At 34.0% G+C, this 15,724-nt stretch carries 12 protein-coding genes and 3 tRNA genes; 5 read left to right on the plus strand and 10 right to left on the minus strand.

Annotated features, from left to right (window positions below; genetic code table 11):
• Positions 1-112: 112 nt before the first annotated feature.
• Positions 113-448 carry a DUF1971 domain-containing protein gene (locus V6255_RS13595; RefSeq protein ID WP_341628647.1) on the minus strand — a complete coding sequence of 112 codons (336 nt, stop codon included), beginning with the start codon at positions 446-448 and terminating at the stop codon, positions 113-115.
• Positions 449-933: 485 nt separating this feature from the next.
• Between V6255_RS13595 and V6255_RS13600 the strand changes: the two genes are divergently transcribed.
• Positions 934-1,569, plus strand: coding sequence for an alternative oxidase (locus tag V6255_RS13600; protein ID WP_025564678.1), 636 nt, complete (start codon positions 934-936; stop codon positions 1,567-1,569).
• A 627-nt stretch (positions 1,570-2,196) separates the two neighbouring features.
• Positions 2,197-2,943, plus strand: a complete 747-nt coding sequence (locus V6255_RS13605) for a tRNA-uridine aminocarboxypropyltransferase (protein ID WP_341628648.1) — start codon at positions 2,197-2,199, stop codon at positions 2,941-2,943.
• Positions 2,944-3,051: 108 nt separating this feature from the next.
• Here the strand turns inward: V6255_RS13605 and mobB are convergent, their stop codons facing one another.
• Entirely contained in the window at positions 3,052-3,582 is a 531-nt protein-coding gene (gene mobB, locus V6255_RS13610) for a molybdopterin-guanine dinucleotide biosynthesis protein B (RefSeq protein ID WP_341628649.1), read from the minus strand.
• Between the two features lie 107 nt (positions 3,583-3,689).
• Here mobB and V6255_RS13615 point away from each other — a divergent pair, with 107 nt between their 5' ends.
• Together V6255_RS13615 and V6255_RS13620 are read left to right on the plus strand one after the other, a co-directional pair.
• The gene (locus V6255_RS13615) at positions 3,690-4,037 is read left to right on the plus strand and encodes a LysE family translocator (RefSeq protein WP_341628650.1); all 348 of its coding nucleotides are present in this window, start codon (positions 3,690-3,692) and stop codon (positions 4,035-4,037) included.
• Positions 4,034-4,300: a LysE family transporter gene (locus V6255_RS13620; protein WP_341628651.1), complete on the plus strand. Its 267-nt coding sequence runs from the start codon at positions 4,034-4,036 to the stop codon at positions 4,298-4,300. The genes V6255_RS13615 and V6255_RS13620 overlap by 4 nt, the downstream gene beginning before the upstream one ends.
• 200 nt (positions 4,301-4,500) lie before the next feature.
• Here V6255_RS13620 and V6255_RS13625 read toward each other — a convergent pair whose 3' ends face one another.
• Both V6255_RS13625 and V6255_RS13630 read right to left on the minus strand, forming a co-directional pair.
• Positions 4,501-5,409 (minus strand): aldo/keto reductase, encoded by a 909-nt coding sequence (locus tag V6255_RS13625; protein WP_341628652.1) that lies wholly within the window; start codon positions 5,407-5,409, stop codon positions 4,501-4,503.
• Positions 5,410-5,988: 579 nt separating this feature from the next.
• Complete coding sequence (locus V6255_RS13630) at positions 5,989-6,168, minus strand: hypothetical protein (protein WP_341628653.1); 180 nt, start codon at positions 6,166-6,168, stop codon at positions 5,989-5,991.
• Between the two features lie 1,056 nt (positions 6,169-7,224).
• On the opposite strand from V6255_RS13630, the gene V6255_RS13635 reads away from it, so the two are divergent.
• Entirely contained in the window at positions 7,225-7,773 is a 549-nt protein-coding gene (locus V6255_RS13635; protein ID WP_341628654.1) for a peptide-methionine (R)-S-oxide reductase, read from the plus strand.
• A gap of 1,314 nt (positions 7,774-9,087) precedes the next feature.
• Here the strand turns inward: V6255_RS13635 and V6255_RS13640 are convergent.
• The 6 genes from V6255_RS13640 to V6255_RS13665 form a co-directional block, all read right to left on the minus strand.
• Positions 9,088-10,008, minus strand: coding sequence for a porin (locus V6255_RS13640; protein WP_341628655.1), 921 nt, complete (start codon positions 10,006-10,008; stop codon positions 9,088-9,090).
• A gap of 1,231 nt (positions 10,009-11,239) precedes the next feature.
• Positions 11,240-12,991 (minus strand): sensor domain-containing diguanylate cyclase, encoded by a 1,752-nt coding sequence (locus V6255_RS13645; RefSeq protein ID WP_341628656.1) that lies wholly within the window; start codon positions 12,989-12,991, stop codon positions 11,240-11,242.
• A gap of 445 nt (positions 12,992-13,436) precedes the next feature.
• Entirely contained in the window at positions 13,437-14,303 is an 867-nt protein-coding gene (locus tag V6255_RS13650) for a hypothetical protein (protein ID WP_341628657.1), read from the minus strand.
• 818 nt (positions 14,304-15,121) lie between these two features.
• A tRNA-OTHER gene (locus V6255_RS13655) sits at positions 15,122-15,217 on the minus strand.
• A 208-nt stretch (positions 15,218-15,425) separates the two neighbouring features.
• A tRNA-Pro gene (locus V6255_RS13660) sits at positions 15,426-15,502 on the minus strand.
• A 145-nt stretch (positions 15,503-15,647) separates the two neighbouring features.
• Positions 15,648-15,723 (minus strand) — tRNA-His (locus tag V6255_RS13665).
• Position 15,724 lies beyond the last annotated feature (1 nt).

Consider the following 15,724-nt stretch of genomic DNA (forward strand, 5'->3'; position numbering starts at 1 on the left):
TTGTTTATAGTTGTTGTTTATAGTTGTTGTTTATAGTTGTTGTTTATAGTTGTTGTTTATAGTTGTTGCTAATAGTTTTTCTTAATCATGAAAGTTAAACATAACCGTTAAATCATTCGTTTCTTTCTGATAAATTTTGTTTAACGGTATCAGAGTCTTTATGTGCATAAAATTCTACTTTAAATTCAGTATCATCTGTTAAGAACTCTACTTTATGCCAGTATTCAGGTGGTGATATAGCATGCTCACCAGCCAAGATGACAAACTCTTTCTCTATTGAGCCACGTCGTTCACTAAAGCCATAAAACGTTAAGCGCCCGAAGGATACACATATTTTTCCAAACACGCCCGCCTTTGTATTATGTTCAAATAAGAACAACTTGGGGATATTGTTTTTAGTAAAAAGTGGCGTCGTTTTATAATGTACAAAGTCATCTGGAATATTCATATGAATGGTTAACTCCCTTCTTAATTAAGAAATAGATTTTTATTATAGTCGTCACCATGACACGTAACCTAAACCAATGCTATTACCGCCACCTTATTTAACCTCATTTCATATTAGTAAAAGTAAATATCATATTTTTCTGCATCAAAATATTTACTAAAACAGCTAAATATCCAATTTAAAAGATGAAAATCTTTGTTCTTATGGTAAACCTAAGCTTATTAAGTCAATTTTACGTCAATTATTTTTATTGTTAAAAAAGTAATTTAATTACAAAACACTAACAAATAGCGATCAATAGAGCGTATTTCAATTAGTTAAAATGCAAAACCATTCACAAATGTTAATGGACTATTTCCAGACTTGTTAATGGTTGTTTACATGACAAAAATCAGCTTTTTTTCAACCTGAACATGCATTGACCCAGATCACATTTAGTATTAATTTATCAGTAGAATTACTTTTAACTTACTTAGAGAGATACTATGTCAAACTTTGAATTACTGCACCAAAAGCCAAGTAAAATGTCTGAGTCTATCGCCTATAAAATCACTCAGGTATTGAAATTCACACTAAACCTTTTTTACGGCACTAAGTACGCTAAACGTGCCGTTATCTTAGAAACGATTGCCGCTGTACCAGGTATGGTCGCTGGTATGCTCAACCATTTAAAAGCATTACGTCGTATGCGTGATGACGAAGGATGGGTGCGAGAATTATTAGATGAAGCTGAAAATGAACGCATGCATTTAATGATATTTTTAGACATTGCTAAACCTACATGGATTGAACGAACATTAGTATTACTAGGGCAAGGCGCGTTCCTCTTTGTGTACACTTTTTTATATATTCTATCGTCTAAAACAGCACACAGAGTCGTCGGTTATTTTGAAGAAGAAGCCTGTAAAAGTTATACCGAATTTCTAGATAAAATAGATGAAGGTGTTGTTGAAAATGTCGCTGCGCCTAAAATTGCTAAAGACTATTATAAGTTGCCACAAGATGCATTGTTACGTGATGTTGTATTGCGTATTCGTGAAGATGAAGCACAGCACCGTGACCGTAACCACGAGTTTGCAGATTCATTTGAAAGTAATGACTTACCATCACATCAACAGTAAACGTCATCCAATAAGCTAAGCACTAACAAACTAAGCACTAACAAAATGAAATCGAAGGGGATGATTAATATCATCCCTTTTTTTTATTCTACTTCTTACATCACCTATTCCCCTCATGATGCTTAATAAACACAGTTAATCTGTTCTTTATAGTCACTTTTTTGCCTATATACACGTGACGAAACAATATGCATTATTCAGTCGCTAACTCGGACACCAAGACAAGGCGTAACATGATAACAATGACGACTCCTTATCAAATGTTACAACCTAGTATTGGTTTTCTATTTTTCGACCCACAGGGCAGTTGTGAGGCAGGTCCTGTCATAGCAATACCAATTACATTAAATAAGTGTTCTAAATTTTGCGCAGGAAAAATGACTTAGTTTAAGGCGTAAATTAAGCTAAATGGTTGTCCCCTTTACGAAATTTACAACGAAGAAATAAGTTATTTTAACCAGTAAAATAGATCAGTTAATTAGTGTGATTGGTATAAAGAATAACGTCTCGATTTAACTCGTTAGATCTTTTCCTTTATGCCTAGAATCTGTTGACCTCACGATTTTCTGATTTTTGCATCTTGAATGGTGACGGGTATAATCCCCCCTCTTAATAATAGAGTTAATTATGCGAATTCATGCCGTTCATACACTATACGATCACCGTTTAAGTCAAAGCACTCGCCCTTTTTTAGCCCGTGGTGGAAGTATTCCACGCTGTAAGCATTGCATGTTATTACCCTACTTATGTATATGCTCAATCAAGCAAACGGTTGAGAGCCAAAGTGCATTTCTATTATTGATGTATGACGATGAGATCTTAAAACCAAGTAATACAGGACGTTTAATTGCGGACATCATTCCTGATACTCATGCCTATATTTGGTCTCGCACTGAACCGAACCCAACTATGTTAGCGTTATTAGCCGACCCAACATGGCAACCAATCGTTATATTTCCTGCTGAATATGCCACAGCAGAGAGAACGTTAATGTCATCGCCTATTGCTTCTCATTTAAATGAAGATAAACGACCATTGTTTATTTTGTTGGATGGTACATGGGCACAAGCGAAGAAGATGTTTCGTAAAAGCCCATACTTAGATGCATTCCCTGTATTGTCTTTTTCACCAGAAAAACTATCGCAATACATCATGCGTAAAGCAACTAAAGACAACCAATTAGCGACCGCTGAAGTAGCGAGTTTAGTATTAGATAGCTTAGGTGAGGTAGAGAATGCGCATCTCTTAACGTTATTATTTTCAACTTTTAAAGAAAACTACTTACTCGGTAAATCACGCCAACAATTACCAGAAGAGAACTGCCAACAACGCTTAATATCAGCTTTTACTCAACGACAGCCTCTAAAAGTATAAAAATGAATCAACCATTTATTCGTTACTAATACCCTTTTTTGGAAAATAACAGAAAATAGACAAATAGCTCGATGTTTAAATCAATGTTTTTTTAGTAAAAGAACTTTATCAAAGCACTGTCACAATGCGCTTTAAGATAAATGTAACGAGTTGTTGTAGTTGCGTAAAATCAAACAGTGGTAAATCACCCGCTTCAACATATTGGTCGCACACCAAGGCAATAATATTGCTATCGTTTGGATATAAAAATGGCTTTTCTAACACATTACGATGTAACTCTATTTTAGGAAAAGCTTGGTCACGATAACCTTCCACCAGCACTAAATCTAAACAATCTGTATTTAATAAGGCGAGCTGTTCATTTAACTGACTATCATGTGCTTGCTCATGTTCATGAAAGCAAATTGAACGATGTGTCCCAGCTAATACAACTTGTGATGCACCTGCTTTACGCAAGCGATAACTGTCTTTTCCAGGTTTATCCATTTCAATGTCATGGTGACTGTGTTTCACCAAAGCGATACGTAAACCTTGTTCAATCAACAAAGGGATTAACAGCTCTATTAGGGTTGTTTTACCCGTACCACTAAAGGCAGCAAAGCCTAGTAAAGGTACTGGGAATTTCGTCACTGACGTCATGATTTAACCTTATGAAAATAATTAAAGACACGTTATCATAATCGATTAAATGTCTCCTCACCAATTAGAGTTAAAAGTAAAACATGCCCTACTTTCAAGAATTTATTATGCTTACTATCATCCATCTCCTCGCCGTCATGAGCCCTGGGCCAGACTTTGCAATCGTACTGAGACAAAGTATTAGCTTTGGTCGTAAAACGGCAATCATCACCAGCTTAGGGATAGGTGCAGGCATATCGGTGCATGTGTTATACACTCTTCTAGGTGTAGGTATTTTGATCTCACAATCAAATTCTTTAATGATGGTCGCTAAAATATTAGGTGCAGCTTATATCACCTATTTAGCCGTTAACTTATTACGCAGTAAAGCCAAACCAAACCAAATCAATCATCATCTATCACACTTGATAACAACAAAAAACATCAGAAGAAAGCGTTTATGGTTGGCTTTATGACCAATGTATTAAACCCTAAAGCAACGCTGTTTTTCTTAGCTATTTTCACAACAATCGTCAGTGCAAGTACCCCCCTTGCCGTGCAATCTCTTTATGGGTTATGGATCATCGTGACAACAGCAGCTTGGTTCTGTTTAGTGTCTTTTCTATTTTCACAGCAATCTGTGAGAAAAAAATTCTTAAACCATGGTCATTGGTTTGATCGGGTGATGGGATTAGTTCTATTACTGTTTGCCGCAAAACTAATAATTGAAATGATTTAATTGATTATTCTGGTCTAATTATTAACGATCATCAGATTAGCGTCTGTTTTCAAAATACTAATAAGGCGCTTATTTATATTTAATAACTTAGGAATAGCAGTTTCATCAACAAATAAGCCTTTATCCCAAAAAATACGATATCGTTATTAAGTTAGTGTTCATCTTCAATTCTACTATTATGATGAACTACTATGATAAGCCTATGGAACAGGAAAGCCTTTAGAGGCAACCCAAATACGATACCACTGCTCTGTCGTCATTTTTAATGTTAATGCTGCAACGACATTATGTACCCGAGTAATTTTACCTGAACCAATTAATGCAACCGGTTTTGATGGATGCTTAAGTACCCAAGCAAAGATAACCTGTGTAATAGAAGTCGCGCCAGTCTCTTTAGCAACTTCTTTTAAGCAGCTACATAATCGTGAAATTTGCGGGCTTTGCTCATTAAAAATAGCACCACCTGCTAAACATGACCATGCCATAGGGCGTACACGATATTCCTGCAATTGGTCTAAGACGCCATTTTCAATGTTATGTGTATTGATTTGATTTATTTCAACTTGGTTAGTAATTAACGGTTTATCTAAGCGGGATTGTAAAAGAGAGAATTGAGAAGGTGTAAAATTTGAGACACCAAAATGGTCGACTTTACCTGAACGCTTCAATTCATAAAAAGCCGCTGCAACTTGATCTGCATGCATCAAAAAGTCAGGCCTATGCACTAACAATGCATCTAGTTTTTCAACACCTAATCGACGTAATGAATTCTCTGTGGAACTAATAATTGCTGCTTTGCTACTATCGTAATGCGACACACGCTTTTCGTTAGGTGAAGAAGCAATGCCATTAATACCAAACTTAGAAATAATTTCAATTTTGTCTCGCATGCTAGGATCTAGCTTTAATGCTTCACCGAATAACATCTCACTATTACCATAGATTGCCGCATTATCAACGGTACTAATACCAAGTTCAAGATGTTGTTTTAAAAAAGTTAGGCGAGCCTGAGGTGACATTCTCCAATCGTTTAATCGCCAATAGCCTTGTATTAATTTAGAAAAAGAAGGTCCTTCAGATGCCATTACCACTTTTTCAACAAAACTCATAAATACCTCAAAAATCAAAAGAGAACTGGATAGCCACAACAACATCAAAATAACATAAAAAATAAGCATTAACATTCTTTTTAAAAATGAAAAATATATATAATGAGGTATAGGTAACAATATAAACAAAATCAGTTAAATAGATAATCTTCAAACGGCAGAGAAAATGAAATAAAATGAGAAGTAACAAGAAAAAGTAAGCGAAAGAAAAATAGATGGCAGTATTAGAGATAAATTTTCGATTTCTTATTGATGAAGCATAAGGCTTTATTAAAGAAACGTTTAGTCACATACGAGGCTTAATTAAATACAGGACCACACCGCAAAATCTGAATCATCTTTGGCGACTTTAATATAAGCAGTCATCGTCGATATTGTAATATTCAGTTAAATCAAAACGAACAATAGTATTACCATCGATAGCATCATGATCATCTAATACGTAAACGTTATTGCTATAAATATTACCATAATCATTTTTATACTTTACAACTTGAATTTAAATTGAGGATATGTGGCTATATTACCTATGCTCGCCTCAAAAACACTACCAATGCTTAAATCATCATAAATAAAATATTATTTATCAAAAGTTAGCGTTTCCCAATTTATAGTTGAAAAATCTACATAACTTTTTTCTAAATTAGCATAACTTGCTTCATCATCTGATTCTGCAGTAAATGTCATAACACCTATGTCAGATAATTGTTCGACAACAACGTGCACAGATTTAACAAAAAAGTCAGCATCATCGAGCATTAAGACAAGCTCTTAGTTTGTTTTAGTCATACCAATCTGGATAAATAAAGGGTCTATTTAGGCAAGAAGGAAAATGGATACTAACAAAGCGTTGATTGCAGTCACTAGTATTCTCATTACAAAATAAACAACGAAGCTAGCATTCATTTTAACAAGCATAAATGACTAGATAACCTCAGTTCTGGATAAGCAAAGCGATACAACACCGCTATTTCTGCGGATTTCTGCGTTAAATTATCTCTCAATAACCCGTTATTGCTTCAATAATTCGCCTTGAACTTAGCAAAATTAACGGCACTGACCAGTAAAAAATATAACCTTATGATTTTAAATACAATTCTATTTTATTAACCAGAATTGAGGTTAGATAATGACTTAGATTGGTATTATTTTGTATTGAACTTCAACATCACCGTATGAGGCTAATTTATAATAATTTTCATTTTGAATAAAAATAACTTAAGCCTATTAATTCTTTAAAGCGATTCTCAAAAATTAAATTTTAAATAATGATAAACGTAATTAAGATCCCCAAAAAACTCTTCATTTTATGTACCAATTTAAAATAAAAGTGCTACATGTAAAAAATGTGAAATTTATAACTATACTCAACGGTCTTTAATAGACTACTTTTAGTATTTTTTAAATATGAATAAAATTTACGAAGAATAATCAAAAAATTTAAAATAGCCATTATGCTAAAGTAATCTGAATCGCACAAAACTAACTGAACAGAAAGAATTAATTTTATGATAAAAATCAGTTAATTATTAAGCAGAAAAAAATTATGTAAAATCTCACCAAATTATTACTTACAAATGTGAGACTACAATGACAAAGAAAAGTACGACTTGCGTTACCTTAATAGCCAATGTCCATATATATAAAACCTAGTAATGCTTCTTATGCATCAACAGGCTTTAGAAAAATACGATGCTTATAGAACAAAAAAGCATTAAAATTGTAGGTGAGTAATTAAATTTCGACTAAGCTTTTTATAAATAATATATTTCTATATTTGATTTATGAAAAAAACAAAGTTAAAAATGGAGAATAATGATGAAAATAAATATTACAAGACGAAAGTTTCTAACTAGTTCAGCAGTCGTCGCAGTCAGCCAAATAGCTACTAAAGCATTTGCAGCAGAGCCCACAACTAAAGCGACGACTGACCAAGTCAGCACGAGTGAAGATTATACATATGAAGTTAATTATACAGATGCAGAATGGAAGGAACGCCTAACTGAAGCTGAATTTACCATCCTTCGAGAAGGTGAAACAGAAGAAGCAAAAAGTAGCCCACTTTGGAAAGAAAAACGTGAGGGTTTATACCACTGTAAAGGTTGTGAATTGACTGTTTATGAATCAAAAGAGAAAACTGTATTGAGTAAAGGGTGGGTTTTCTTCAGACATAGCAAGCCTGATACAGTACTCACGGGGATAGATTTGTTCACACATTACAGTCGTGGCGAGCCTAAAGAAGATAAAGTAATAGAGTCTCATTGCCGACGTTGTGGTAGTCATTTAGGCCATATACTTTATATAAATAAACAGATTCTTCACTGTATCAATGGTGCGTCACTTATTTTCAAACCAACAGTTTAATTATTACAAACCATTAAATATGTATTCTAATAATTACATAGAAAAAACAAGTGCATACAGATAAAATTTTTAATTAAGCCCTGAAATCTATGTAATTACCTATCATTAATTTAATTCTATTAAGGATAGGTAATTATGAATAAAGAAGAACTAGAAGTATTCGCCTTTAAAGCATCAAAGGCCTTAAAGTACCTAAAAGACCTGTAAAATTTCACCTAAATACTAACCAAAATAACTGTTGAAGCTACGCTAAACTAGATGCGTTGTTCATATCTAGTACTAATTTTCTTAAGTATATGATCAATTATTGGTAAGGAAGATACTTCAATTTAAGACAAAAATTTCCTCAAATGATTGTTCCCTTTGCAAAATTTCTAACGTAAAAGTGATGCGTTTAAACCAACAAGAGTAATCAAATATTTAGCGAAATTGGTATAAGCAGCATTCATCCCCCTCTTATTCTCCTAAATTGAATACAATAGAGTAATACCAATCAAAATAAATAGCTTATCTAACCTCAATTCTGATTAATGAAAGCAGAATTACACTTAAAATCATAAAGTTATATATTTTTACTCTACTGTGCAGTTAGTTTTGCGTAGTTCAAGGCGAATTATTGAAGTAATACCAATCACACTAATTAAGTTATCTATTTTGCTTGTTAAAATAACTTATTTCTTCGTTGTAAATTTCGTAAAGGGAACACCATTTAGCTCAATTTTCGCCTGAACTAACTCATTTTTATTGCGCAAAATTTAGATCACTTATTTAATGTAATCGGTATAAGTTTGGTATTGGATAAGACAAAATAACATAACCAATAGAATCTTCGATGGTAATGAATAGATGGTTGATAGATATGCAACAATTTGAAACTGCTTCATGAAAGATAGAAATAAAGTTTTATTGCATTTTTCAAGAGATTGAACAAATGCGACCAGTTATTAATGGAACTGATAGTTGGTGTTGCTTAAATTAAGAACATAAACACATAGCTTGAATAGGTCGACAGACAGTCCGTTGAATGTATTGCTTCTCGTTTTATCCAACAAAAGATATTGAGCGTTGCGAAAAAAGTATTTAATGCGGATGCTAGTCAAAAATAGCTTGTGAGATTACTCATATTGTAACAATTAACCTTATATATATTTCATATTAGCTAACAAGTAAAACTTTATGTTTTATGCCTTTAAAAGCATAAAAAAAATGCTTATCCATTTAAAATGAATAAGCAAATTTTATAATTTATTATGGTATCAGCTTTTAATTTTTAACTTATTAGATAAAAACAACCTGATTTATAATAAACTTATCTTAGAAAGAGATTGCCATACCAGCAACATAACCTAACTCAGTGTTATCTTCATCAGTACCACCAATTTCAAAGTAAGTGGTTACGTTACTGCTAAATGCGTAAGAAGCATTTGCGTAGTATTGATTTTCATCATCACCATTATCTTCATCGAAGTTTGCGTAACCAACAGCAAGTTGAACTTTTGAGTTAACTTGGTAAGTAGCAGCAAGACCTAAAGAGTCGATGTCATTACCACCATCCATTTCAGTCGTTGCATAAGCAGCGGCTAATGTTAATTTGTCAATTGTGTAACGCGCTTCTAAGTTTAAGTTTTTCGTTTCACCGCCAGCAGCAAGGTCTGATTCGCCGTAAAATACAGTTAAATCAACACCAGAAAAGCGAACACCTAATTTACCATCTATAGCACGAAGACCATCGTCATCTTGACCATTTACAATGTAAGCGATACCACCGTAGTAGTTACCTTTATCAACAGTATATTTAATTACTTGCTCACTAGAGGTAGTTTGCTCGTAGAAATCGTTAAAACCAAACTGGTAATCACCACCGATGCCGGCATCATCGAATATAGTAACTTGCTTACCAACTGTTATTGTACCGTATTTACCAGAAGAGAAACCAACGTATGCATCATCTAGTGTTGCGCCGTTGTCATTGTCGTTATCTGTAATTGATTCAAACGATATAACACCAATAGCTGCTACATCATCAGTAATGTCGTAAGCTGTTTTTACACCGAAGTTTGCTTCATCAAGCTGGATTTTTTTACCTTCGTCTTCATCGGTAGTGTTAATAGCTTGCACTTCAACATCACCGTATAGCTCAACAATAATACCGTCAGCGTCATGCATCGTTGCACTATGTGCAGTAGTTGCTGCGAATAAAGAAGTAAGCATTGTTGCTAATATTGTTTTTTTCATTTTCCATCACCTTGTGGCTATTGATAATAATAATTGAGTCCTTAAATACTTAAATACTTTTAGCGTTAACAACGCGTCACAGTGTTTTAAGCGCAAAATAAAATTACCACACAAAATTGAAGGCGGAAATAGGAAACGTGGTTATATGACGAAACATCACATAAAAATCGACACTAAAGAAAGGCATTGTGATCTAGATCTCAAAAAAAGATGGAATTAAATAAGGAATTAGGCGGTCAATGCTGCATTTTTTTATTTTTTAGAGGAAAAATAAATTAAATATTGAACTTTATTAGTATTACTAATAGCTGTATGGACTAAGAAAAAAGAATAAAAGCGCCGTTTACGTATAAAGCTCATTAAAAGATCAGTCGTTTAGCACTCATATTTACTCAATAATCCTTATAAAATCATTTCACTTAGTCGTTTTAATTAACGAGCTTAAGCAGAAATGAGATATCAAAGACTCCTTCTATTAACGATAAAAATGATTAGTAGAGGCATATTGCTAATAAATTTCTTAAATGTACCAGTCATTAATTGTTCTTTTAAAATGTATGCATGATGAATGGAAGGCTTACTGACATTAAAAAAATTTTAACTAAATTAATCGATAGTTAGCATAAGACACTTTTTACTATTCTTCCTGATACTTTTCTTCTTTTTGTATACCCGTTACCATTCAAGCCGAAAAATTCAAAAAGCAATAAAATGAACAGATTCTAGGCAAAAAAGGATTCACACAATTCATTTGCTCATGTGGCTATGTTACGTAATGTAATGTAATTAAAGAGTTGATATAGGTTGTTGATGATGGTTTTTAGCGGTGATGTGGAGAAAGATTACTCTAAATTATTTAATAATTTAATTCGTTTCCAATTATCCTGCCATGTTGATACTTATTAATAGTGTTTTCGCTCTATCGGCTATCTTACTTTTTCTTATCAGAAGAAAACGTTTACCCACAAACACGCAAAAAGATTGAACAGGATACACAGAGCTTAATTCGCTCGTAGGACGATGCTGTCGCATAATCGCCACTGAATACCCATCAATACCATCATTTTAAACAACTCGTTTCTAACGTGCATCCATACAGTAAGCACGTTGAGTTTCATTGAAGTGCTGATTTTATCTCTAGATAAAAGGCAATATCTGCCCCGAGATCATTAATCGCTAAGCAAATAATCCCCTTTTATCATTAAGCATTAAGACTTATCGCTTTCTTCGATTAAAGATGTTTTATTATTTTTTTAATCTCTGCTTTATTTGCATACATATTATTGTCAGCAACCACCAATAGTTGATCGATAGTTTTCCCATCTTCAGGGTAATTCGCGACGCCAATCGCACCACCGAAACTATCAGTAAAAGTATCTGATGAATTAAGAGGCTCTGATAATGTTTGTTTTACCCTAGACAAGACAGTTTCTAAGTCACCTTTATTATTAACATCATTAATGACAATAACAAACTCATCCCCAGCAAACCTAGCAGCAAGATCACCATGGTCAATAGCAGAGCGCACCCTGTCAGCGAACTGAATTAATACTTGATCGCCAACATCGTGACCATAAACGTCATTTATTTTTTTAAAATCATTTAAGTCGATAAAAAAGATGGAAAATGGGTTAGTATTTTCTCCTGAATTATACTGTTCTATTTTTGTTTTTAAGTGTTGCTCAAAGGCATATCGATTAGGTAAACCAGTAAGGTAATCAGTATGTAATCTTCGTTGCATCGCTGAGAAGTTCTTTGCTAAATCCCCTATTTCATCATTTCTTTGAATATTAATAGGCTCTTCAATATACCCACTATTCACATTATTAACCGCATCTGACAATACTTTCAAATCCTTAGTCACCCATTGAAGTATGATGAAGCCAATAATCCCCGCTAACCCAGTTGCTAAAATACCAAGTAAAATCGTTTGAAAATTATTATTTTTAATGTCCCCCATAAAATCAGAACTGGGTATCGCCACGACATTGATCCACTCTAATCCGGCACCATCTTCAAATTTATTATAGGCAACATATATTTCACGTTGTAAATCATCAGTAAAACTAAAGGTTTCTGGCTTATCATTGGTTACTTTTTCTGAAATGAGAGGAACCATTTGTGAATAAATATCAGAGAGTAAGGCATTACCACTTTGGTCTGCTTTCACTCTTATTTTGATTCCATCTTTATTATGTTTAATATTCGAGCTCACAGAAGAGGCAATTAATTGACCGTCAGTCTCAATAATAAAGGCGATAGCATTCTCTGAAATATTAAGGTTACTGACAAAGTCATTTAATGACTTTAATGACATATCTGTCGCCACGACACCTTCAAACGTTCCATCACGGCCTATTACCTGGCGCGCGCGCGTAGCAATTAAATCATGGGTTCTAAAATCAATATAAACCGAAGTCCAAGTATCATTATTACTATTACTATTACTATTACTATTACTATTACGAGAACCTACATGGAACCAAGGTCTAATTCTTGGATCAAAGTTTTTTTCTTCAATAGATAAAAGTGTTGGAGTACTATTTATGCCATTAATCTCATAGAATTTTCGATGCTCTTCAGGTGTATATTTAACTCTTAATTCACCTTTCTTAATGGAATATCGATAAAGACCTATTGCTTGGCCAGCCTTGTTGCCATAATAGACATAATTATTGGGGTCTAAGTGAAGCGATGAGGCACTCCAAAAACGATCTCTTATATTATTTAAATTACTTTTGATATCCGCATCCATCAGCATACCATCAGGAAAAGCAACTTCTAACGTTGCCACAGACCCAACAACATGCCTATCTATCGCCTGACTAATGCGACTAACCGTTTCTTCAAGTAAATGTTTCGATACGGTTTGCACCGCATGATAACCAGCACTATAGGAAAGGGAACCGATGGCAAGCGCTAAGCAAACAACAAGTACGACATAGGGAAAAATAAGCACAGAACGGAGTGATAATTTAGTCATATTATTTCGTTGCAACAATAATAGTTAGGAAAGAAGGCAACACTGATTCACCATATATAAAGTATAATTATCAATCAATTATATAGGAAAAGTAGCCGTTGTTGTTTAACTTAATTTTATCCACCTATTATAACCTTCAAATTCTGCGTTATAGAGCACAACAAGCCAACTTAAGAAGCACCCTTACACGGAATAAACGTCGAAAAACGAAAATAAAGACGTATTTATTATAGGTAAACTATCAATCATAAAACTATTGCACAGCCATTCACTGAATTCATTAACGTCAACTAACCCAAACATCCTGTTTGGTTTTACTAAAATGAATCCATTGCTTGGGAAAGATCAGTGGTGAGGAATTGTAGCCGCATTGAGTTTTGGTTTGATTGTTAATTCATTAATAGTTAAAGGAGAATTCAATCCTCAAATTTTTGTATATTGGAAACTAAATATTAAACGCTTTTGCCAAGGCAGTATATACGTGTACAGCTTTAACTAACCTATCATTGGGGGTTTTGGGTTTATAAGATGTATTTGAAAACCTTGAAATTCTCACCTGCAAGTTATTAAGAGCTAAGAATAAGTTTTTTAAATCCATAGGAGCCTTTATAGTGAAGGTTTCTCCTTGCTCATTATAATTACAAGATTGAAACTCAGTACCTTTTATATGTAACGAATATAGAAAATGACTTAAATATTCCATACTTTCATTCGCATCAAAAAAAGCATTTATTTGATTTGAATCTAACCCTATTTCGGGATCTACCCTAGGATCTACTTCAGCTATTTTTATAGCTTTAGGGTATAACTCTTCTAAAAATTCTAAGTATTTTTCATCTTGTTTTTTGAGATAAAGTCCATCACTCTCAAATGTCATAAATACAGGAGAATTTATAGGAAAAATTTTTTCATAGAGAAAAATTTTATCTATGATTATACATTTATTTTGTTCTTCAATTTCTTTTAATATTTCATTAAATTCTTTTTTATGAGCGATGAAGTTATTAAAAGTATTATTATCAATTGCTACTTGAATTTGTTTCTGTGTTTGATTACTCCTGAAAATTAATGCCCAAAATCCAGCTAAAGCAAACGTTGCCGTAATCAAAGCTATTGGAAATTGCATATTTTCTGAAAAATTATTCAGACAATAAGCTGAAAAAATAGGTCTACATAATTCAAGTCCCCAAGCGTTATAAACGATCACTCCTGCGATTAACAAAGCGATACCTACTCCAATACTAATTATCATCCAAAGAACACTAGATTTAATTAATTTATCTTCATTGAAATTTTTTTCAATTTTATTCATCACAACTCACCACAACATTTGTATTTAGAAATCAGATCATCATTAACAATACTAGCAGCAACAAAGTAAATCATTCCTTTATCAACTGTAAATCGATAAACATATAAAAGATTTTATAGGCAAAAATGATGCTAAACATGGCTACAACAGTGCCACCGTCGAACTTTCCCAAGCTATTAATGCATTTTAGTAAAACCAAACAGGATGTTTGGGGTAGTTGAAGCTAATAAATGGAGCGATTTATGCAATAGCATAGTTTATGAGCGGATTAAGCTCTGCGTATCCTTTGTACGTTCGAAACGGTACGTTTAAAATGCGTTAATAGATTGGATTAGAAAGTGATTCAGTGTCATTCTTTTTGCTTACTTTTTCTTCTGACCAAGAAAAGTAAAGTCGTCGCAAGGGCGAAACACCAAGCAATGAAATATCAAACTGATTGAACGAACGCAAACGAGCTATAACTTAACGAATTAACTAAATTCAACATATTAAAATAGGCAGTACGAATCCTGCTCCCCAAAAAGCGATACTTAACATGGCTACGACAATTCTCCCGTTGAGTTTTTCTGAATTAATCACTGACTTCAGCAAGCATAGGCATGGATGCCGTTGCTAGCGAACTTCGCGGCATGGACGCCGCGTATGAGCGGTGCGTTTAGAAGGCTGTTATTCATTCAGATTAAAAAACGAATCGGGAACAGTCTTTTTGCTTACTTTTTCTGCTGTTCAGAAAAAGTAGAGTCGCCGACAGGGCGAAAACACTGTAAATAATGATCTAGATGCTCCGACGAGCGCAGACGAGTTATTACCTAAAACAGTGGTCGGTGATAGAAGATCCGAACCTAAAAACCCACTCTCTGGTCCAACTTTTTATGAAACCATGCAGATGCCCTACCAAACTGAACTAATCACCGAGTATTTTTAAAGGCTTCGGAAATGCAAAAGGCCGTAACATTTTACAATGTTACGGCCTTTCTATATGTGGTCGGTGATAGATGGAGCGAACAAGCGACAGCTTGGTGTCTGAGCAGTCCTGTAAGGTCAAACCATTGAAAGAAAATCTTCAGGGTCAGAAACGAAAAAATCCGCTTAACTCTAAGAGCTAAGCGGATTATTCAAATGTGGTCGGTGATAGAGGATTCGAACCTCTGACCCTCTGGTCCCAAACCAGATGCGCTACCAAGCTGCGCTAATCACCGAGTATTTTATTTTACAGTTTGTTTCTGTGGGTCAGACCCTCTGGTCCAACTCTTTATAAACCCAATGAGATGCGCTACCAAGCTGCGCTAATCACCGAGACGTATTTACAGTTTGTTTCTGCTTCAATTTAACATCGAGAAAAGATGGGGCGAATGACGGGGTTTGAACCCGCGACAACCGGAATCACAATCCGGGGCTCTACCAACTGAGCTACATCCGCC

Source organism: Psychromonas arctica, assembly GCF_038155225.1.
GTDB lineage: Bacteria > Pseudomonadota > Gammaproteobacteria > Enterobacterales > Psychromonadaceae > Psychromonas > Psychromonas arctica_B.

Coding starts and splice junctions, on each gene's coding strand:
- V6255_RS13595 (WP_341628647.1), bottom strand. CDS start 448: ATGAATATTCCAGATGACTTTGTACATTATAAAACGACGCCACTTTTT.
- V6255_RS13600 (WP_025564678.1), top strand. CDS start 934: ATGTCAAACTTTGAATTACTGCACCAAAAGCCAAGTAAAATGTCTGAG.
- V6255_RS13605 (WP_341628648.1), top strand. CDS start 2,197: ATGCGAATTCATGCCGTTCATACACTATACGATCACCGTTTAAGTCAA.
- mobB (WP_341628649.1), bottom strand. CDS start 3,582: ATGACGTCAGTGACGAAATTCCCAGTACCTTTACTAGGCTTTGCTGCC.
- V6255_RS13615 (WP_341628650.1), top strand. CDS start 3,690: ATGCTTACTATCATCCATCTCCTCGCCGTCATGAGCCCTGGGCCAGAC.
- V6255_RS13620 (WP_341628651.1), top strand. CDS start 4,034: ATGACCAATGTATTAAACCCTAAAGCAACGCTGTTTTTCTTAGCTATT.
- V6255_RS13625 (WP_341628652.1), bottom strand. CDS start 5,409: ATGAGTTTTGTTGAAAAAGTGGTAATGGCATCTGAAGGACCTTCTTTT.
- V6255_RS13630 (WP_341628653.1), bottom strand. CDS start 6,168: ATGCTCGATGATGCTGACTTTTTTGTTAAATCTGTGCACGTTGTTGTC.
- V6255_RS13635 (WP_341628654.1), top strand. CDS start 7,225: ATGATGAAAATAAATATTACAAGACGAAAGTTTCTAACTAGTTCAGCA.
- V6255_RS13640 (WP_341628655.1), bottom strand. CDS start 10,008: ATGAAAAAAACAATATTAGCAACAATGCTTACTTCTTTATTCGCAGCA.
- V6255_RS13645 (WP_341628656.1), bottom strand. CDS start 12,991: ATGACTAAATTATCACTCCGTTCTGTGCTTATTTTTCCCTATGTCGTA.
- V6255_RS13650 (WP_341628657.1), bottom strand. CDS start 14,303: ATGAATAAAATTGAAAAAAATTTCAATGAAGATAAATTAATTAAATCT.